This is a genomic window from Endozoicomonas sp. 2B-B (assembly GCF_053470045.1).
On record NZ_JBLZMU010000001.1, the window covers coordinates 4603413 to 4624351 of the forward strand.

Genomic DNA, 20939 nt, shown 5'->3' on the forward strand with positions numbered 1-20939 from the left:
AAGTACTCCACTTTATCAATACGGCATTAAGTGGCTTAGCTTTGCCTGCTTCATTGGGTGATCTATCCTTTCTTCCTGTAAACCAGATAGCAAGGATAGAATTATTAAACACCCACTCTTTGTAGTAGCGTTTCTGCTGTTCCTGTCATTGTCCGCCATCTGTCAGGCCAAACCGCTGACAAAACGTTTGGTGGTGGAGTTTGAACAGCATACAGGCTTTCAAAAACAGAGCCTCTCTATAAAGCTTGACCGGCACAAACAGCCGGGTAGCCGATCATCAGACATCACCGACTCAAGCGGCTATGCAGAAGCAGGTTCACCGCCCGATGACAAACCACAGAGACCCGATGCTGATGGGGTAAAAACGCCCCTTATTGAGTCGATTTCCTGGCCATTGCTTTTCGCCACTCATATGTTGGTTGATTACAAACTGATCCTGACCATCAAAAAGGCTCCCTTGAGATCCCCTTTTTCACGACTATCTCCAGAAGTGCTTGCATTAGTCGGTTGGCTTTTGCAAAGCTATTGGAACCCTGATTCACCTCTGTTTAACGCCAGAGAACAACAAGCTCCGAGTCATTATCACCCGCATCAGGCCATTACTGTAATGTTTGGCTCCGGACACGACCAACATCAATACCAGCCGTCAGAATCGTCCGACCAGCAAGCTCCGCAAGCCAACACCCGCACTGCAGGCTCTTTTATTGCTCCTCAGAATACTGACCATCGGGGCGGTAACCAAGGCCCTCATCAAGACTCACATACTTTGGGTTTAAATTGTTTCATCCATCCCTGTCATGGCGTTTGTCAATTCCGACCATTATCCGATCCCGGGGGGCGCGCAGAACGGACGCTGGATATCGAAGAAGTTTCGATAGCCGGAAATAGCTTTTGCTCTCATTTGGTCAATGGATACTGTTTTATTTGCATGGACTATTTTGATCCTCCAAACACTACATATTCTCAAAACAACTCAATTTTCAGGTTATTGAGTAATTGCCCTTACACTCCAGTATTTGATTCTTATAAAGTATTTAAGGCAGAGGCGCATGACATTGATGTCAACCCGGCTAATAGCTGCAACCCTATAGACGGGGTCGCCCTGGACGAGGTCGCCCTGGATGGGTTCGCTTTAGACTCAATGAGCGCAGGGGCCGCCTATACAAATGCATCTACCGGACCAGTCAGTGATGATCTGGCAATACCAGAGAATGATTGCCTTGCTCTCGAAGCCACTGCCCATTGCCAAAAGGCTCTGTCGGGTCACAAAAGCAAGCACCACCACAGGCAATTCATCTGTAACAAGATCGTGGCCTCAGAGGATTGTTATCTGCGGCCATGCGCAAAGATCTTCAAAAACTCTCCAACTCTGTCGACTCACAAAAGCAAAGTTCACACCGGGCAAAAAACCTGTGACGTGACCCTGGTCAGGGAGGATGGCCAGTCTGGTCCATGCGGGACGGTCTGCAAGAACGCTCAAGACCTGTCGGAACACAAAAACAGATGCCACTCTGGGCAACAAATCTGTGACACGATCGTGGCCGTAGAGGATGGTCAGCTGCAGCCATGCGGAAGAGTCTTCTTACATGCTCGCTCCCTGCGGCAACACAAAAGAACATACCACAGCGTGGAAAAAACCTGTGACGTAACCCTGGTCGGGGAAGATGGCCAGCCGCAGCCGTGCGGGACGCTCTGTAAAAGTGTTCAAGTCTTGTCAGATCACAAAAGAAGTCACCATACCGGGCAACAAACCTGTGGCGAAACCCTGGTCGGAGAGAACGGCCAGCCTGATTCCTGTGGGACGGTCTGCAAAAACCCTCAAGACTCATCGGGTCACAGAAACAGATACGACTATCAGCAAAAAATCTGTGACGCGATCGTGGCTGGAAAAGATGGTCAGCCGCTACCATGCGGTAAGGTCTGCTTACATGCTCGCACCCTGCGGGATCACAAAAAAAGAAACCACGGCATGCAAAAAATCTGTGACGTAACCACGGTCGGGGAAGATGGCCAGCCGCAGCCATGCGGGATGCTCTGTAAAAGTGTTAAAGTCTTGTCAGAACACAAAAGAAGACACCATACCGGGCAAAAAACCTGTGCCGAAATCCTGGTCGGAGAGGATGGCCAGACGCGACCATGCGGAAGGATCTATAAGAACGGTAAAGCCCTGTCAGACCACAAAGCCGGATATCACACCGGACAAAAAACCTGTAACGTAGCAGTGCCCGGGGAGGATGGTCAGCTGCAGCCATGTGCAACGGTCTGCAGGAATGCTATAGCCCTCATGGATCACAAAAAAATAAAACACACCGGGCAAAAAACCTGTGACGTAAAAATGATCAGGAAGGATGGCCAGCCTCAGCCATGCGGGACGGTCTGCAAGAATCCTAAAGCCCTGTCGGATCATAAAAGAAGAGAGCACACCGGGCAACAAACCTGTTACGAAAAGGTGGTTGGGAAAGATGGCCAACTGCGGCCATGCGGAAAGATCTGTGACAATGCTCAAGCACTTTGTTGTCATAAAAGAATACATCGAAAGCGCAAAAATGTTGATGTGTTCAAGAACGATGAATTCAGCAATCCAGAAGGTAAAGTGCACAAGTAACGGCCTGATCTCCGCCCCTTCGAGGCTGTCGTAAAAGTGCTACGGCAAAAGTGCTGTGTTTCGCTGATACTGCGTTAAAAAGTGGCTAAAAATGCTCATTTACTCGCTGTAAACTGCGCTTTTTCGCCACTTATTGCTTTGTCTCAGCTTTGCTTGCACTTTTGCGATAGCCTCTGAAGCATGGGAACCAAAGCTTTAGGACACCCGAAGTAGGGGGCGGATGATGAACTGAGTTCAAAAAGCAACATTTTACTCACTCAATTAACCAGGATTACGCCCCTTATTGGCAGCAATTCTCAGCCTCAATGCATTCAGCTTGATAAAGCCTTCAGCATCTGCCTGATCATAAGCACCGGCATCATCTTCAAAGGTGGCAATATTCTCATCAAACAGGGAGTCATCAGACTGACGACCAACAACCGTTACATTACCTTTATAGAGCTTCAGACGTACGACACCATTCACGTAATCCTGACTTTCATCAATCATCCTCTGAAGCATCTCACGCTCGGGAGACCACCAGTAACCGTTGTAAATCAGTTTCGCATACCTGGGCATCAGTTCGTCTTTCAGGTGTGCCACTTCACGATCAAGAGTAATGGACTCAATCGCCCTGTGCGCTTTCAGCATAATGGTTCCACCCGGAGTCTCGTAGCAACCACGGGACTTCATACCGACATAACGATTCTCAACGATGTCCAGACGACCCACACCATTCTCTCCACCCACCTTGTTCAGGTAAGTCAAAACGGTTGCGGGTGTCATTTCCTGACCATCGATGGCAACGATATCACCTTTCTTATAGGTCAGCTCAAGATACAGTGGCTGATCCGGGGCATTTTCCGGAGATACACTCCAGCGCCACATATCCTCTTCGGCTTCAGCCCATGGATCTTCCAGGACTCCGCCTTCGTATGAAATGTGCAGCAAGTTAGCATCCATAGAATAAGGAGACTTACCTTTCTTCTTCTCAACCTGAATACCGTGCTCTTCACAATAGGCCAGCAGTTTTTCACGGGAATTCAGATCCCACTCACGCCACGGAGCTATTACCTGTACACCTGGCTTCAGAGCATAAGCGCCCAGTTCAAAACGCACCTGGTCATTACCCTTGCCGGTAGCACCGTGGGAGATAGCATCGGCTCCCGTCTCATTGGCAATTTCAATCAATCGCTTGGAAATAAGAGGACGGGCAATAGAAGTACCCAGCAGGTACTCGCCTTCATAGATGGTATTGGCCCGGAACATCGGAAACACAAAATCCCGAACAAACTCTTCACGCAAATCTTCGATATAGATCTCTTTGATGCCCAGTGCCTCTGCTTTGGCCCTGGCAGGCTCAACTTCTTCACCCTGACCCAGATCTGCGGTAAATGTAACAACTTCGCACTGATAAGTATCTTCCAGCCATTTGGCAATGACTGAGGTATCCAGTCCACCCGAATAGGCCAGTACCACTTTTTTGATCTCTTTCACCGTGCACTCCCAATTCCCGATACGGTAAACCTGATTGATTGAAGAGTATTGATGATCCAAAATTGAAAATCAATATTTATTCAAAAAACCTACATATTAATTCAATATTCCCATTTTTTATGGCTACCTCTTAACTCTGAAAGCCCGATGTGGAAATTACCCAACCGACTTCCGATAGCCACAGAGCGGACACCATTATTCTCGAATGCTTCCCTATTTTCCAGACCGGGGAATCTCAAAAGCACTTCACCTGAACTGATAAAGACCGAAAATGTGCAAACAACTGAAAATCAACGCCTTTGAAGTCCTGCAAATTGATCGAAGGGCATGCTCTGAACGGCAAATATTACTACCAAGCCTGCATGATTTTAGATACGATGCTAGCCCGGTGAAGGGGGTCTCCTGAACTCTCCAATCTACTCCATTTTATTCACGTGCTTTTTTGATCATCCCGTGCTGTATTTAGCGGACTCAAGATAAAAACGCGATTAAACTGTTGCTATTTAGCAGTCAACCTTTCTTTTCCGGAACAGGTACTCTTCAGAAGATGACGCAAATGCCCATAGCGAAAGAAAAGCTCTCCCTGACACGTCCTGATGACTGGCATATCCACCTGAGAGACGACGCAGCCCTGGCTGAAACAGTGCGTTCAGCAGCCAGAAACTTTACCCGGGCTATTGTCATGCCTAATCTGCGTCCACCGGTACTGGACGCCGATGATGCTGCCGCTTACAAGGCCCGAATCCTTGAGCATGCGCCTGCTGGTAGTCAGTTTGAACCACTGATGACACTTTACCTGACGGATAACACCACCCCCGAAATGGTTCGTGAAGCCAAGGCCAGAGGCGATGTCAAAGCTCTGAAGCTCTATCCAGCCGGAGCGACCACCAACTCTGACTCAGGTGTCACTGATATCAACAATATTGAGGAAAGTCTGAAGACCATGGCTGAGGTTGGCCTGCTGCTGCTGGTACATGCTGAAGTCACTGACAAAGACATTGATATCTTCGATCGTGAAAAAGTTTTCATTGATCGTTACCTGCGAGACATTACTCTTCGGCACCCTGACCTGAAAGTGGTCATGGAACACATCACCACCGCTGATGCGGTCGAATTTGTCAAAAGCAGCCACAGCAATGTCGCCGCCACGATTACTGCACACCACCTGCTTTACAATCGCAACGATATGCTGGCAGGAGGCATTCGCCCCCATTATTACTGCCTGCCAATCCTGAAGCGTAATAGCCACCAGCAGGCCTTACTGGAAGCCGCAACCAGTGGCAATCCGAAATTTTTCCTTGGCACCGACTCTGCACCTCATACGGTAGATGCAAAAGAAACCTCCTGTGGCTGTGCAGGTTGCTATACCGCACCGGCAGCTCTGGAATTGTATGCTGAAGCCTTTGAGAGCATGAATGCACTGGATAAACTGGAAGGATTTGCCAGCCACTTTGGTCCGGATTTTTACGGTCTACCCAGAAACCAGGCTTCTGTCACCCTGATTAAAGAAGAATGGCAATTGCCAGAGTCTATCCCCCTGGGCGACAATCAGGTGATTCCTCTGCGTGCAGGCGAAACCCTGAACTGGCGTTTACAAACCCAGAACTAACACTGAAGACCGGAAAGTCAGCCCTCAGAAGGCTGACTTTCCATTGACTCTGAATGAATTAAGGAGATTCCGTGGTCGATGATAGCCATTTGATGGCCAACCGCTTTCGTGGTTTTTTGCCTGTTGTGGTGGATGTAGAAACCGGAGGTTTCAATTCCGCCACCGATGCCCTGCTGGAAATTGCAGCTGTGGTCATTGAAATGGATGAAAGCGGCTATGTGCACCCCGGTAAGCCTCAGTCTTTCCATATCAAACCATTTGAAGGCGCCAATATTGAACAGGCGGCGATAGAGTTTATCGGTATTGATCCCTTCCACCCGCTTCGCATTGCCACAGAAGAAGAGCAGGCACTGAACGGTATCTTCAAAACAGTGCGCAAGGAAGTTAAAAAACAGGGTTGTAACCGGGCAGTGCTGGTGGGTCACAATGCATCATTTGACCTTGGCTTTCTGATGGCCGCAGCAGAGCGCTGTGATATCAAACGCAACCCTTTTCATCCCTTCTCCTGCTTTGATACAGCCACCCTGTCCGGACTGGCATACGGGCAGACCGTGCTGGCCAGAGCCTGCGAGGCCGCAGAGATTCATTTCGACAAGGGTGAAGCCCACTCTGCCCGTTATGACACAGAGAAAACTGCCGAGCTATTTTGCTCTATCGTCAACCGCTGGAAGGATCTGGGCGGCTGGTTATAAAGAGGCTTATAAATCGTTTCCGGAATTTTGAGAGAGTGGCTTATGGCAACCACTCGACCAAATTATCAGGGCTGAGTTAATCTCATGATGTGAATAGTCATTGATGGCGAAATTCCGGATATTCCGTTTACTCTTCCTGCCCGGGCTGGTTGATTTCCAGCAACTCAATATTCATTTTCATCCACAGCAGAGTAGCAGCCAGGTTAATGTTGCTATTGCAGACTCCCCCATTGCCGGACAACAAGCCCCGTGTTTCATCAACTACCTGGTCAACCTCTTTTTGTCGTTCTTCAGGGAATTTTTCAAGCAATCGCTTCAGTCGCTCCTGCCCTTGGGTCAGATGTGCAAACCTCTGGGGAAACTGAAGCAACTGATAAAATTTAAACAAATCCGGTTCCAGACCCGTTGTAGTCCAGGTATGGAGCGACATAAGAATAAGGGTGTTCAGGTCATGTGTAGCAGATGCAGGTTTATCTGCAGTGTCCGTAAATGACTTAATCTCCCCATTGATTCGCAATCGACCGAGTTGCTCACCTTCCGGATCATACGTTATGTTCAAAAAAAACCTGAACATATTGTCATTAGTAAGAGGTTCTTTGTCCGAATAATAACCGTTACCAGCCAACATTGGGAATTCCAACAACGTTTTCAGGTCGTGCAACATGAATGACTCACTGCCAAGGTTAGGACCTTGACGTTCAGGCAGGAAGTAAAACCGGGAATCAGTAAAGCCATGATATTTTAACGCCAGTGCCAAAGCTGAAGTGACAAAATGTGCCAGGGGCGAATAAATTTGACCTTCGTCGTAGCGCTTAAAAACACTTAAACTATCAACGACAAAAACACGATAACGCCCTTTAGCATTTTTCCGGATAAAAAAAACGTTAATGTGACTCGTATGGTCCTGAAAAATAAACTTTTTAGATTCACCTTTTGCCATTAGCGGTAGCTGGGTTATAAATAACCTAAGCAGCTGTTGAAGACACTGAGGATGGCCCAGATGAGTTTGCATATACCATAGAGTTATCGGATTGACAGAATTCACAATGAAGTGAACTAACGTCTCTTTGGGCACCCCCTGAGGTAATACAGTTTCCGGGAGCACTTCTCTGGCAAGTAATCTGATTAATTCTTCTGGCTGGCCCTCAATACCGGGATATTCGAGTAAAACGTGCGACATTTCACCTTCTTCCAGCTTGTCGGAAAAATGATGCTTAAGCAACCTCAGAATCGCTTTCCAGCTGTATTCTCTGTTCACCAGTGAGCCCTTTTCCTCGAGAAGATCAGGGAATGCCGAATACAATCTTTTCAATTCTGCAATAAAGCCATCAATATTTTTTTTCTGATCCATTGTTTTCAATGACTTTTCAGCGGCTTTGAGGATTTCTTTCAGTTTTTCAAGATGCCTGGCACGACTCTCATCGTTACCGGAAGCTGATGCTGATGCTGATGCAGCACCGGAGCCTGAGGAGCCAGAAGAGCACTGCCCTTTATCGCTTTGCTTTTTGCTTTGTTGCTTTTGCTGCGGTGGCGAAGATTTACCATCGGTTTTAGACTGTTCCTTGTTTTCGTTGCCATAACGGTTTAATTGGAATGGATAGCCAGTAAACGTCGTACCTTTATTCGGCTGCAGCCACCCCCTTTCTGAGACAGGCAAACTGATTATCGAACCTTTTTTCCTCTTATGTAACAGCAACAGCGGGGCAACGTTAGATTTTGGTAGACGAATGGGAGGTAAGAAAGAAGAAAGAATTGCATCGATACTGTAGCCGGAAACGAATGATGAAGTGAGAGGAACTGAAGCCTGACTACTACACGACAAAAGCAGGACAGGCAGAATAAAGACGATAGTCATAAAATACTGGAGCTTCAAGTAAAGATAAAAAGATCATTCTAGAAAAGAAACTCAGATTTTGCTGACTCCATGATATTTAAATCGTTCGAAAAATTCACTCAGGTTAAAAATGAGTACAATTTGAGTATTTATCCCACTATCACAAGCAGAATCTGAGATGTCCAGTCTCAGAGTTAGCTAAAAGACGACTTTGGACACCTGAGTGGCAGGTGAAGCGGTACCGGATTTTTTGTGAGAGCTGCTTATGGCAACTACTTGAACAAATCACGAAGGTTGAGTTAATTTCATGCTATGAAATTGATCATAACCGATGATGGTGAACTTACGGATATCTTGTTTATTCTTCCTGCCCGGGACGGTTGTTCATTTCCAGCAACTCAATATTCATTTTCATCCACAGCAGGGTAGCAGCCAGATTAGCATTGTTATTGCAGACTCCATCATCGCCGGACAACAAGCCCCGTGTTTCATCAACGACCTGTTCCACCTCTTTTTGCCGTTCTTCAGGGAATTTCTCAAGCAATCGCTTTAGTCGCTGCTGCCCTTGGGTCAGATGTGCAAACCTCTGAGGAAACTGACGCAACTGATAAAATTTAAACAAATCTGGTTCCAGCCCCATTGTAACCCAGGTTTGCAACGACATAATAATAAGGGTGCTTAGGTCATGTGCATTAAGTTCAGGTTTATCTGCTGTGTCCGTAAAATACTTAATCTCCCCATTGACTCGCAATCGACCGAGTTGCTCAGCACTCTCGTCAAATGTTATTTGCAACGAAAACATGGCTACTTTGTCATTAGGAATAGGTTCTTTATCCGCATAATAACCGTTACCAGTCACCATAGGGGATTGCAACAATGTTTCCAGGTCGTGCAGCATGAATGATTCAGAGCCAAAGTCACCAGCCTGACGTTGAGACAGGAAGTAAAATCGGGAATCAGTAAAGCCATGATATTTTAAAGCCAGTGCCAAAGCGAAAATGACAAAATGTGGCAGAGATGAATAGACCTGATCTTCGTAGCAACGCTTAACAACACTTAAACCATCAACGACAAAAACACGATAACGTCCTTTAGCATTTTTCCGGATAGAAAAAACACTAACTTGCCCCCCTGTATGATCCTGAAAAATAAACTCTTTAGATTCACCCGTTGCCACTAAAGACAGCTGGGTTATAAATAGCCCAATCAACTGCTGAAGACAATAGGGGTAGCCCAGATGAGCTTGAATATACCTCAGGATTGACGGGCTGGCAGCATCCACAATGCTGTCAACTAACAACTGTTTGGGCAAACTTTCAGCTAATGCAGGTTCTGTCAGCTTCTGTCTGGCAAAAAATCTGATCACTTCTTCTGGCAGGCTCGCTAGACCAGGATATTCAAGTAAAACGTGTGACATTTCACCTTTTTCCATCTTGTTGGGAAAATGAAGCTTAAGCAGCCTCAAAATCGCTTTCCAACGGTGTTCACCACTCTCCAGGGAGCCCTTCTCCTTCAAAATATCGGGGGATTCCGCATACAATCTTTTCAATTCTGCATGAAACTCATCAATATTTTTTTTCTGATCCATTGTTTTCAATGACTTTTCAGCGGCTTTGAGGATTTCTTTCAGTTTTTCAAGATGCCTGGCACGACTCTCATCGTTACCGGAAGCTGATGCTGATGCAGCACCAGAGCCTGAGGAGCCAGAAGAGCCCAGCCCTTTATCGCTTTGCTTTTTGCTTTGTTGCTCTTGCTGCGGTGGCGAAGATTTACCGTCGGTTTTAGACTGTTCCTTGTTTTCGTTGCCATAACGGTTTAATTCGAATGGATAGCCAGTAAACGTCGTACCTTTATTCGGCTGCAGCCGATCCCTTTCAGAGACAGGCAAACTGATTATCGAGCCTTTTTTACCCTTTTGTAACAGCAACAGCGGAGCAACGTTAGATTTTGGTAGACGAATGGGATCAGGTAAGAAAGAAGCAAGAATTGCTTCGACACTGTCGCCGGAAACGAAAGATGAAGCGAGAGGAACTGAAGCCTGACTACTACACGACAAAAGCAGGATAGGCACAATAAAAACAAAAGTCATGAGATACCTGAGCTTGAAATAGAAATGAAGAAATTATTCTAGACAAGAAACTCAAATTTACCTGACTCCGGGATATTTAAATCGTTCGAGAAATTTGCTCGCATTAGAAATGAACACAATTTGAGCATTTACCGCAATATCACAAGTGGAACTTGAGATTCCAGTCAGAGCTAGCCAAAACATGACTTTTGATACTGATTTTCAGTGTTTTTTGGCTGTTTCGAAAGAATTTCGTAAAGGCATTGATTAATGCTCACCGGGACACCGGTGAGCTTGTTCGCAACTCAATTCAGGTAATGATTTTCGAGGTATTGAGCCACAGCATCATCATTGCATTGGCCAATCACCTGATGATCAGGCAGTTTCGCTTTCAAACGCTCTGTCGCATTCCCCATAACCAGTCCTTTGCCTACCACCTGTAACATCTCAACGTCGTTCATGCCGTCACCAAAAGCTACTGCGTCTTTGGGCTCCAGACCTTTGAGTTTCATGACTTCTTCCAGAGCTGCACCTTTGCTCACCGCTGGCGCCATGATTTCAAGGCAGGTATCCAGAGAGAAAGCCATATTCACGGAGTCACCAAAGGTCTCATGAATATCCCGCTCAAGATCAAGCAACTCATCATGCTTTTTGGCTACAAAGAACACTTTGATAATCTTGTCGACAGGAATCGTATCCAGATCCTGCACAGTGTAGCTGAAGCCTGTGTCTTTATGAAACTCCAACAAGCTTTCATGATGCTGCTCGACATACCACTTATCTTCGCTGTACACACTCAAAAAAACGGTATCACTGTATTGACGGCCAAGCGCAATTAAGGGCTGAATAAACCTGGGATTAAGATCATGACTGACAATCGTCTCTCCCTTGGGGTTGTGTGCTCGTGCGCCATTAGAAGTAATGGTGAACATATCGATGTCCAGCTGTGCTCTTATCTCTTCAACATCCAGGTAATGTCTGCCCGTGGCAAAAACAAAACGGATTCCCTGATTGCTTAAACGACGAATAACTTCTTTGGTGCGAGGTGCCAGCTGGTGCTGGTCATTAAGAAGGGTACCATCAAGGTCTGAGACAACAACGGGATACATGTATACCTCATAAGAGAGTACGTTTTATCTGTATCCTGATGCTATTTCATGACACAGTGATGAACAGACAAAACAGGTGGCTTAGCCCCTGTAATTATGCACACTTGTCTCACTTTATGGCAATAGGCGCATCTACGAAAGTTAATGAGCTAACTATCCCCAGACTGCTACACGCAGAGGGGTTAACCCTGAAGGAATAACAAAAAAAGGAAGCCGCTGGATAGCGGCCTCGACTGAAGAGCATTACTCAAACGTAATCTCACCCTCTGTAAGTATTGCCTTGATGACATCACCGGGAGAGTACTGACCTGACAGTATGGATTCTGCCAGAGGATTCTCGATACTGCGCTGTATGGCCCGTTTCAACGGACGGGCTCCGTACACAGGATCAAAGCCCACTTCAGCCAGTTTTTTCATTGCTTCATCAGAAACTTCCAGGGACAGACTATTTTCCGCAAGACGTTTGTTCAGTCGGCTCAACTGAATAGCCGCAATGCCTTCTATCTGCCTCTCTGTCAGGGGATGAAAGACCACCAGCTCATCGACACGGTTGACAAATTCAGGCCTGAAGTGAGCTCCCACTACATCTATAAGCGTTGATTTCAATGCTTCAAAATCTTCACCCTGCATGGTCTGAATAACATCAGAGCCGAGGTTGGAAGTCATGACAATCACAGTATTTTTAAAGTCTACCGTTCTTCCCTGGCCATCAGTTAAACGACCATCCTCCAATACCTGCAAGAGAATATTGAAAACGTCCGGGTGAGCCTTTTCTACTTCATCCATCAACACCACCGAATAGGGTTTACGGCGAACAGCCTCTGTCAGATAACCCCCTTCTTCATACCCCACGTAGCCGGGAGGCGCTCCCAGCAGGCGGGCAACAGAGTGTTTTTCCATAAACTCGGACATATCGATGCGAACAATAGCGTCTTCGGTATCAAACAGAAATGCTGCCAGCGCTTTGCAAAGTTCTGTCTTACCCACACCGGTTGGCCCAAGAAACATGAAGGAGCCATTAGGTCGGTTGGGATCGGCCAGGCCTGCTCTTGAGCGGCGTACAGCGTTAGAAACAGCAACTACTGCTTCGTCTTGACCAATTACACGACCATGAAGTGCGTCTTCCATCTTCAAGAGCTTTTCACGCTCACCTTCCAGCATTTTGGAAACAGGTATTCCAGTCCAGCGAGAGACCACTTCAGCAATTTCTTCATCCGTGACCCGGTTGCGAAGCAGCTTGGTTTCTCCACCTGACTTGGCAGCATCCGCTTCAGCCAGCTTCTTTTCCAGCTCGGGAAGCTGGCCATACTGAATTTCTGACATTTTGGCGAGATCACCAGAACGCTGTGCAGCTTCCAGGGCAATGAGTAATTGCTCACGCTCCTCCCGTAACTTCTGAGACCCCTGAAGGACGACTTTCTCGGCCTTCCAAATGTCTTCAAGGTCTGAGTACTCTCTCTCAAGGCGGCCCACTTCTGTATCCAAGAGTACCAGCCTCTCTTTGGATGCGTTGTCGTCTTCTTTTTTAAGTGCTTCCCGTTCGATTTTCAGTTGAATCAGACGACGCTCCAGGCGATCCATTTCTTCTGGCTTGGAATCCATCTCCATCCGTATACGACTGGCTGACTCATCAATCAGATCGATGGCCTTATCGGGCAGTTGCCTGTCAGTGATGTAGCGCTGGGAGAGTTTTACGGCAGCGACAATGGCCGGGTCGGTAATGTCAACACCGTGGTGGGCCTCATAACGCTCTTTCAGACCACGCAAGATAGCAATAGTGTCTTCTTCTGTAGGCTCATCCACCAGTACTTTCTGGAATCGACGCTCCAGCGCTGCGTCTTTTTCGATATATTGCCGGTATTCATCCAGTGTCGTTGCTCCAACACAATGGAGTTCACCCCGGGCCAGAGCGGGTTTAAGCATATTACCGGCGTCCATGGCACCTTCTGCCTTACCGGCACCTACCATAGTGTGGAGCTCATCAATAAACAGGATGATCTGCCCTTCCTGTTTGGACAGCTCATTGAGTACCGACTTCAGGCGCTCCTCGAATTCACCCCTGAATTTGGCCCCGGCAATCAACGACCCCATATCAAGCGACAAAAGCCTTTTACCCTTGATACCGTCAGGCACTTCACCATTGATAATTCTTTGAGCCAGCCCTTCCACAATGGCAGTTTTACCAATACCGGGCTCGCCAATAATCACCGGATTATTTTTGGTACGGCGTTGCAGCACCTGAACAATGCGTCTTATCTCATCGTCCCGGCCAATGACAGGGTCCAGCTTGCCTGCTTCAGCACGCTCAGTTAGATCAATGGTGTAGGTGGCCAGAGCATTGCGATTATCTTCAGCATTGGGATCATTGACGGATTCGCCTCCCCTGAGATTGTTGATGGCATTTTCCAGAGCCTGCTGACTCACCCCCTGCCCTTTCAGGACACGGGAAACTGACGAACTCCCGTCCATCATCACCAGAAGGACAGTTTCACTGGAAATAAACTGATCCCCCCTTTTCTGAGCCTGTTTATCGGCCAGATTAAGCAAGCGAATGGTTTCCTGTGACGGTTGAATATCGCCGGTTGGATTATTAATGACTGAAACCTGATCAAGCAGCTTCTCGAGCTCATCAGCCAGCTGTTGCATATTAAAGCCCACTTGACTCAAAAGAGGCTTGATAGAACCACCCCGCTGATTAAGCAGCGCCATTAACAGGTGGACAGGTTCTATCTGATTGTGATCCTTACCCACAGCCAGTGACTGAGCATCTGACAATGCGGACTGCAGCTTACTGGTCAGTCTGTCTGCTCGCATAGTGAGTTCTCCCGCGTTTTATTACTTGCCGATAGGGCTGCTTCTGTAATCCTATATTGCGGCAGAATCGATCTTTTCAAGAGCTGGCTTTCCTGCCCCTCGTGAACTAGCTAATCTCTTGATGTCTGCTAGATTGAGAGGTTTTGATTTAATCCGGGATAATCTTCAATATTATGAAAAAGTTATGGAACCCAAACAATAAAGAACGTCAGCCAGTCCCATCTAATCCGTTGTATGCAAGGTTTTTTCTGACATTTTCATTTCTATTTGCCCTTTCTTTTCAGGCAATGGCGACCTCCCCCAACCCGGAAGATAGTCTCGTTATCATTTACGATGGCTTGTCTTCGACCGGCTTTTGTCTTGGCGTTGTGACAGGAGAGAAAGAGGTCACCACTACAGTTCCTTGCGCAAAACACGGTGGATTTGGCAATTACACCATCTACAGAAGCCCGCAGGAACTCAGTTATTGGGAAGGTTTCAATCAACATGACTGGCAATCAGGTAGAAGCCCAAAAAAAAACATTGATGAGAAACAGATAGTAACGATCATTTTAGAAGAGCACCCGGAAAATAAAAGCATTGCCAAAGTTTCCAAACAGGCAACCCCAATCTGGTGGACGCCTCTCTGGAAGTGTCTTGCAATGACCGGAGACTGGAATGATGTTCACTGGCAATGGCAAAAGCATTGGTTAAAACCTAACGTCACCAGACAATCCTACGTACTCTCCCTGAACAATCACCTGCCTGCAAGTTTGCGGCACTGGTACTTCAATAACACTGTTGCAATATTTGACCAGGATGGCGCACTGGCAGGCTTTTCCTATTGTCCTGAGGCCGCCTACAGCACTTCTTCAGATAAGTTCAGGGTATACTCGGTTGACTATCGATCAGGAATACTTAAAAACTATCAAGAGCTCTATCGCTGAATCCAAACCGGTATAGCTGGACGTCAAGACGGGTCGCCATCAGTCTTCAACAGGATCAAAACCATTGTCTGTGTTTGAGGGCAGCATGATTGTGACTTTTTCAGAACCGGGTCTTGAACAGCAAAGCAGGAAGTCACCTTCAGGAGGTGCAATGGCAATCTCGCGGTCGTAGTAAGTACGTCCCGCTACCAGCCGGGAGGTGCAAGTATGGCATACACCCATACGACAGGCGTTTGGCGGTGTCAGCCCGTAAACTTCAGCCAGTTCCAGCATCGAAAGATTGGAACCTGCATCCCACTTTGCAACAACCCCATCGGGTAAGAAAGTGACCTCAGCAGTTTCCACTATGGCTGGAGGCGGTGCTCCCGGCTCTGTTCCAAAGCTTTCGGTGTAGATCTGATGAGCGTTGGCTTCCAGTGCCAGCAGAGATTCTCGAACATGAGTTTGAAAAGCTTGTGGACCACAGAGAAAATACAGCAATTCACAGGGTGGCATATCGATCCGTTTATCTCCATCCATGATGTATAGCCCATCGAGCTTCCTGGCAATTATGTCCTTCGTAATATAGCCCTGATAATCGAAACGGCCAGACGAAATGTCGTTTTCGTTGGGCCGTGAAAAAATATGAATAACGGTCACATTGGGAAGCGTCCCAAGCTGATCAAGCTCGTCCCGGTGCGCCTGATGAAGGCCATCCTGAACGGCGTGAAAGAATAATACAGGTGGGTAGTTTTTGACAGAGGTGTGTGCTTTCAGCATGGCCAGAAGCGGGGTCAAGCCAATCCCGCCCGCAAACAAAACGACGGGTTTTGGATTGCCACGAGCAAGGGTAAACTGGCCCAGGGGAGAAGACACGCGCAAGCCGTCTCCGACCACCAGAGTCTCGTGCATATAGGCACTTCCGGGTCCGCTGGGCGAGCGTTTAATCGTTATGCGGTAGTGGTCAGGGCCATCCTGATAGTCACTAAGGCTCCAGAGTCGGGTAATTTCTTCTTCTGCCTGCGGAATCTTCACGGCCAGAAACTGACCTGCCAGCGCTCCTGCCAATGGCGCTGTTCCATCCGGAGCTTCAAGCCAGACAGATTTTGTGTCTGGTGTCTCCTGACGGATCTCTTTAACCCTCAATGCCCGGGAACCTGACCACCGACCTTTTGATAGCTGACAGCGCTCCCGCTCCGCAGCGATTTTTGAGGTTAAGAAAAAAGCAGACATCGGGCTCAGACCTTCAAGTTCGGACATCGCCTGCATCTGATCCAAACTGGCAGCGTCGGCAAAGAGCGCTTTGGAGATGTTCAGCACCAGAGTGCGAGGCTCTGATTTGGCTTCGACCTTAACGTGATCGCCGGGAGTGATAGTGCCTGTTTTGACTACATTCAGGTAAATGCCACTGTGGCCTGAGATGGCAAACTCCGGAATAAAGCTGTCTGGTTGCCCCAACCGCCAGCACACTTTGAAGCATGGAATACGAGGTCCTGACACGGATAGCACCACTTCATCGCCAATGCGCAAGACATCACCCACTGCCAGAGCGACCTCGTCCAGTCCGTCTATGATAAGATTTTCGGCAAAACGACCCTTTGGCCAGTCTTCATCGTTGCCACCCAGACGATCTTTCCAGTAATCATAAGTGGTTGTTGAAACGGCATAGATGTGGTCATTATGAACAGCCACCTCATTGCCCTCAATACCACTGGCATGAATCTTTACCGGACCCCGCACTTCAGACTTAAGGTAAGCCGTTGTGACATCATGGCCACGTATGTTATGACGCTTTGTTTTACCAATGCAGATCGCAGTAAGTTTCATTTTTTTTAGCCAGCCCTGCTTCAAAACCTCGTAAGCCATGAATCACTCGAAACAGATATTCGACAACAGATCAGATCGACGGCTTTGATTTTTGATTAATAACCCATTTTGATTTTTGCTCTTTCTCAGACTTTGTCAAAAAACCTTCTTCATACTGACACATTGCGCTTTTATCCTGCCATGACAATTTTAAAAAACACCTGTCATGGATTGAATATGGCTATAACAAGAAGACGTTTCTTTCAGGGAGCCGCCCTGGGGATTGCTACATTGCCGTTGCTCAAGACGTTTGCGAGCAGCCACCAACCTTTTCAGCACGGAGTAGCCAGTGGCGATCCTCTGGCTGATAGAGTGATCCTCTGGACCCGGATCACACCCGATGCAGACCCGGACTTTCAACAGGCTATCGTTCCCTATTCCTGGGAAATGGCCCTTGACCCACAGATGAACCAGATAGTCCGGTCCGGCGAAGGCGTTACCGGACCACATGTTGACTACACCGTTAAGGTTGATGCAGACGGTCTGGTGTCTGGCACTGTTTACTACTACCGATTCTTTTCCAATGGAAAACCTTCGCCGGTGGCCAGAACACGAACCTTGCCAGAAGGCCACCTGAACAGTCTGCGACTGGCATTCTGCTCCTGCTCCAACTACCCGGCGGGCTACTTTAACGTCTACCGGGAAATAGCCCGGAGACCTGATTTGGATGCCGTACTGCACCTTGGAGACTACATCTATGAGTACGGTCCTGGTGGTTATGGGACAAACAACGGCCTTGGCCGGAACCCGATTCCTGCGAAAGAAATAACAGTACTTCAGGACTACCGACAACGCTACGCCCAGTATCGATCCGATCCGGATTTGCAGGAAGTTCACCGTCAGCATCCTTTCATCTGCGTCTGGGACGATCATGAATCCGCCAATGACTCATGGCAAGGTGGAGCTCAAAACCATAACCTGGGTGAAGGAGCCTGGGAATCACGCCGCAATGATTCAGTTCAGGCTTACTTTGAATGGATGCCTATCAGAGAGAGTGGCATTGTTGACCAGTTTGGACAAAGAACCATTTATCGAAGGTTCCGCTTTGGTGACCTGATGGATCTCTTTATGCTGGATACCCGACTGACTGGCAGAGACCGGCAGGCTCTGCCATTGAATGCCAAAGCCGCTAAAGATCCATCAAGAAGCCTGTTGGGAGCAGATCAGGAACAATGGTTGCATAATGGCTTAAGTCAATCCATGAATGAAGGGGTTCGCTGGCGGGCACTGGGACAGCAGGTCATGATGTCACAGCTCACTCTCAATCCGGACCTTCCTATCCTTATGGATCAATGGGATGGTTATCAGGCATCCCGACAGCGTCTGTTTGATCATATTCAAAATCAGGGCATCAATAACTTGATGGTACTGACCGGCGATACTCACAGCTCGTGGGCATTTGATCTGGCACCTGAACCGCGCTTCCCTCACTACGGACGGATTTCAGGTTTTGGCGCACTGGGTGGAGAATTTGGAACCCCCGCAGTTACATCCGGATTTTCTGAAAAGACGGGTCTTGCCAAAATAGCGTCAGCGGCCCTTGACGGTGCTCTGCCAAACCTTAAATGGACCAACCAGAGCGAGAAAGGCTATGTGCTGCTGGATATCACTCATAGTCGAACGAAAGCCCACTGGTATCATGTAGACACTGTTGCCAGCAGAAACTACAACCACTACCTGAAGAGAGTTTATAAGCAGAATGATGATGCCAATCATATCCACAGATCCTGGTCAGAAAGCGCTCCCGCAGAGTCACCTGCTCCAGCACCTGATCTGGCCAATTTATTTGAAGGACTGAGGCAGCGCTATTACAGCTAGCAGTCAATGACAGGAAGAACTCTCATTGAGAGCTCTTCCTGCCTATTCAATCCAGACCACTGTGGCTAAACGTCCGGACTGGACGCCATCCCTTCGGTAAGAGAACCAACGGTCATTTTCCTTATAAGTACAGAAATTGCCGCCACTGACTTCTGTTACACCCAATTTATGTAACCGAAGCCTTGCCAGTTCATAGAGATCCCCATACCAGCGATCACCCTGACCGGGAATAAAAGCCGTTTCCATTTGCGGATCAGAATTCAGGAAAGCGTCGCGAACTTCAGGTCCCACTTCAAAATGAGACTGACTGATAGCTGGACCCAACCAGGCCATCACCTGGCCAGGCTCATCGCCCATAGCTTTAACTGTGGCTTCCAGTACACCAGCCTGAAGCCCTTTCCAACCGGCGTGAGAAACGGCAACACGGGTGCCGGACGAGTTGCAAAAAATAACCGGAAGACAATCTGCAGTTAAGACGGCACAGGGTAACCCCTGCTTATCTGTCCAAACCGCATCACCTTCTCTTTCTGAGTTATCCGGCTGGGCCGTTATTACATCAGTACCATGAACCTGTTTGAGCCACTGCGGCCTGTACCGCCATTGATAATGGTCGTCGAGCAATGCTCTGTTTTTTGCTACCACATCAGGATCATCACCAGACCGCAGCCCCAGATTTAAGCTGCTGAAAGCTCCCTGACTGTACCCGCCGGTTCTGAGGGTGACAAAAGCCCTGACACCTTCTGGCGCAGACCAGTCCGGGAGCAGGTAACGATCTTCAGACATGTTCAGTTCTCTCTATTGCAACGCCCTGGGAGCATGAGTTCACTCATAAAACAGCAAATCCTGCTCAGGACTCTTTAACATCTTCTTTTAATACTTCCAGAAGCGCTGAAAAGTCATCCGGTAAGGGCGCTTCCCACTCCATGTAGTCATCGGACACCGGGTGCATAAGACCCAGCTTTCTGGCGTGAAGCGCCTGATGTTTGAAGCTCCTCAGAGTCTCTTCCAGGATGGCAGAACACCCCTTGGGAATTCTCAGACGGCCAGCATACAGATCATCCCCTACCAGCGGGAAGCGAATATAGCTCATATGCACTCTGATCTGGTGAGTTCTGCCCGTTTCCAGTTTACAGCGGACATGGGTATGAGCATTAAACTTCTTCAGAACCCGGTAATGAGTTACAGAGGCTTTGCCACCGGGCATCACCGCCATACGAAGACGATGGGTCGGGTGACGGGCAATGGGTTCATTAACCGTCCCGCCCGCCGTCATAACACCTTGAGTCACGGCCTCATACTCTCGACTTACACTTCGGTCCTGAAGCTGAGCCACCAGATCGGTATGAGCGGCCAGAGTTTTGGCTACCACCATCAGTCCTGAAGTATCTTTATCCAGACGGTGCACGATTCCGGCCCTGGGTACAGAGGCTATCTCCGGATAATGATATAACAAGCCATTCAACAAGGTACCTGAGTAATTTCCTGCCGCAGGATGAACAACCAGTCCCACCGGTTTATTAATGACCAGGATGACATCATCTTCGTAAATGATATTCAATGGAATATCTTCAGGTTCCCAACGTTCTTCATCATCGACTTCAACGCTGAGAGTCAGCTTCTCGCCACCGACCAGCTTGTCTTTAGGCTTTTTCTTCTGGCCATCCACTCGCAGATCGCCATTCTTGATCCACTCCTGAAGGCGTGCCCTGGAAAAGTCCGGAAAGCAGCTGGCTGCAATCTGGTCCAGTCTCTTGCTCCCCAGTTCATCAGGTACGACGACCTGCTGATTGATCCGCTCACTCATTAACTACTTCTCAAGTAACAGGAGCCTGAGCGGGCATTATTCCCGACCCTGCTCCCGGACAAAAAATCTCAGCCGCCGAAGGCCAGATGCTGCACCGGAACAGGTTAATAAAAATTTCCAACCTCCCGAAAGCAGTTGAATGATTATTAATAGAACCAGTTTCTTTTCGTTTTACAGCGGACTGTGTTTAAATTAGTTGATCAAAGGCGGGTAGTTTATCACATCATCAGGTCTGGCTGAGCTATGCTCAAAACTTTATCGGCCTGCCTCCCTGTTATAAGTTCAGGGGAGGCCTGTACGCCCTATTTCCTCACAATCATGCCGGAGTACGGAAACTGT

The 20939-nt window shown here is 47.9% G+C and carries 13 protein-coding genes; 5 read left to right on the plus strand and 8 right to left on the minus strand.

The features are described 5' to 3' along the window. Nucleotides 1-148 precede the first annotated feature (148 nt). A complete protein-coding gene (locus tag ACOMHB_RS18040) occupies nucleotides 149-2605 on the plus strand; it encodes a hypothetical protein (RefSeq protein WP_448217661.1) in 2457 nt (818 codons plus the stop codon). 261 nt (nucleotides 2606-2866) lie between these two features. Here the strand turns inward: ACOMHB_RS18040 and ACOMHB_RS18045 are convergent, their stop codons facing one another. After that, nucleotides 2867-4081, minus strand: coding sequence for an argininosuccinate synthase (locus ACOMHB_RS18045; protein WP_448217662.1), 1215 nt, complete (start codon nucleotides 4079-4081; stop codon nucleotides 2867-2869). A gap of 556 nt (nucleotides 4082-4637) precedes the next feature. Here ACOMHB_RS18045 and pyrC point away from each other — a divergent pair. Next, nucleotides 4638-5690: a dihydroorotase gene (pyrC, locus tag ACOMHB_RS18050; protein WP_448217663.1), complete on the plus strand. Its 1053-nt coding sequence runs from the start codon at nucleotides 4638-4640 to the stop codon at nucleotides 5688-5690. A gap of 92 nt (nucleotides 5691-5782) precedes the next feature. Continuing rightward, a complete protein-coding gene (gene rnt / locus ACOMHB_RS18055; RefSeq protein WP_317146564.1) occupies nucleotides 5783-6382 on the plus strand; it encodes a ribonuclease T in 600 nt (199 codons plus the stop codon). 127 nt (nucleotides 6383-6509) lie between these two features. Here the strand turns inward: rnt and ACOMHB_RS18060 are convergent, their stop codons facing one another. The 4 genes from ACOMHB_RS18060 to clpB all read right to left on the minus strand — a co-directional run bounded on the left by ACOMHB_RS18060 (nucleotide 6510) and on the right by clpB (nucleotide 14207). Then, nucleotides 6510-8039: a hypothetical protein gene (locus ACOMHB_RS18060; protein WP_448217664.1), complete on the minus strand. Its 1530-nt coding sequence runs from the start codon at nucleotides 8037-8039 to the stop codon at nucleotides 6510-6512. Between the two features lie 535 nt (nucleotides 8040-8574). Beyond that, a complete protein-coding gene (locus tag ACOMHB_RS18065; protein WP_448217665.1) occupies nucleotides 8575-10305 on the minus strand; it encodes a hypothetical protein in 1731 nt (576 codons plus the stop codon). A 284-nt stretch (nucleotides 10306-10589) separates the two neighbouring features. Then, nucleotides 10590-11393 (minus strand): Cof-type HAD-IIB family hydrolase, encoded by an 804-nt coding sequence (locus tag ACOMHB_RS18070; RefSeq protein ID WP_422138467.1) that lies wholly within the window; start codon nucleotides 11391-11393, stop codon nucleotides 10590-10592. Between the two features lie 243 nt (nucleotides 11394-11636). Then, on the minus strand, nucleotides 11637-14207 hold the full coding sequence (gene clpB, locus ACOMHB_RS18075) for an ATP-dependent chaperone ClpB (protein ID WP_448217666.1): 2571 nt from the start codon (nucleotides 14205-14207) through the stop codon (nucleotides 11637-11639). Nucleotides 14208-14380: 173 nt separating this feature from the next. Here clpB and ACOMHB_RS18080 point away from each other — a divergent pair, with 173 nt between their 5' ends. Then, on the plus strand, nucleotides 14381-15133 hold the full coding sequence (locus ACOMHB_RS18080; protein ID WP_448217667.1) for a hypothetical protein: 753 nt from the start codon (nucleotides 14381-14383) through the stop codon (nucleotides 15131-15133). 39 nt (nucleotides 15134-15172) lie between these two features. On the opposite strand, the gene ACOMHB_RS18085 is transcribed toward ACOMHB_RS18080, so the two are convergent. Continuing rightward, on the minus strand, nucleotides 15173-16978 hold the full coding sequence (locus ACOMHB_RS18085) for an MOSC domain-containing protein (RefSeq protein WP_448217668.1): 1806 nt from the start codon (nucleotides 16976-16978) through the stop codon (nucleotides 15173-15175). Between the two features lie 177 nt (nucleotides 16979-17155). Between ACOMHB_RS18085 and ACOMHB_RS18090 the strand changes: the two genes are divergently transcribed. Further along, nucleotides 17156-18796: an alkaline phosphatase D family protein gene (locus tag ACOMHB_RS18090; RefSeq protein WP_448217669.1), complete on the plus strand. Its 1641-nt coding sequence runs from the start codon at nucleotides 17156-17158 to the stop codon at nucleotides 18794-18796. A gap of 42 nt (nucleotides 18797-18838) precedes the next feature. Here the strand turns inward: ACOMHB_RS18090 and pgeF are convergent, their stop codons facing one another. Both pgeF and rluD read right to left on the minus strand, forming a co-directional pair. Then, complete coding sequence (pgeF, locus tag ACOMHB_RS18095; protein ID WP_448217670.1) at nucleotides 18839-19579, minus strand: peptidoglycan editing factor PgeF; 741 nt, start codon at nucleotides 19577-19579, stop codon at nucleotides 18839-18841. 64 nt (nucleotides 19580-19643) lie between these two features. After that, complete coding sequence (gene rluD / locus ACOMHB_RS18100) at nucleotides 19644-20600, minus strand: 23S rRNA pseudouridine(1911/1915/1917) synthase RluD (RefSeq protein ID WP_448217671.1); 957 nt, start codon at nucleotides 20598-20600, stop codon at nucleotides 19644-19646. Between the last annotated feature and the right edge of the window lie 339 nt (nucleotides 20601-20939).

Bases quoted from the DNA above. Each gene is read 5' to 3' on its own strand.
- rnt (WP_317146564.1), top strand. From the start codon at position 5,783: ATGGCCAACCGCTTTCGTGGTTTTTTGCCTGTTGTGGTGGATGTAGAA.
- pgeF (WP_448217670.1), bottom strand. From the start codon at position 19,579: ATGTCTGAAGATCGTTACCTGCTCCCGGACTGGTCTGCGCCAGAAGGT.
- rluD (WP_448217671.1), bottom strand. From the start codon at position 20,600: ATGAGTGAGCGGATCAATCAGCAGGTCGTCGTACCTGATGAACTGGGG.
- ACOMHB_RS18090 (WP_448217669.1), top strand. From the start codon at position 17,156: ATGGCTATAACAAGAAGACGTTTCTTTCAGGGAGCCGCCCTGGGGATT.
- pyrC (WP_448217663.1), top strand. From the start codon at position 4,638: ATGCCCATAGCGAAAGAAAAGCTCTCCCTGACACGTCCTGATGACTGG.
- clpB (WP_448217666.1), bottom strand. From the start codon at position 14,207: ATGCGAGCAGACAGACTGACCAGTAAGCTGCAGTCCGCATTGTCAGAT.
- ACOMHB_RS18080 (WP_448217667.1), top strand. From the start codon at position 14,381: ATGAAAAAGTTATGGAACCCAAACAATAAAGAACGTCAGCCAGTCCCA.
- ACOMHB_RS18085 (WP_448217668.1), bottom strand. From the start codon at position 16,978: ATGGCTTACGAGGTTTTGAAGCAGGGCTGGCTAAAAAAAATGAAACTT.
- ACOMHB_RS18070 (WP_422138467.1), bottom strand. From the start codon at position 11,393: ATGTATCCCGTTGTTGTCTCAGACCTTGATGGTACCCTTCTTAATGAC.
- ACOMHB_RS18065 (WP_448217665.1), bottom strand. From the start codon at position 10,305: ATGACTTTTGTTTTTATTGTGCCTATCCTGCTTTTGTCGTGTAGTAGT.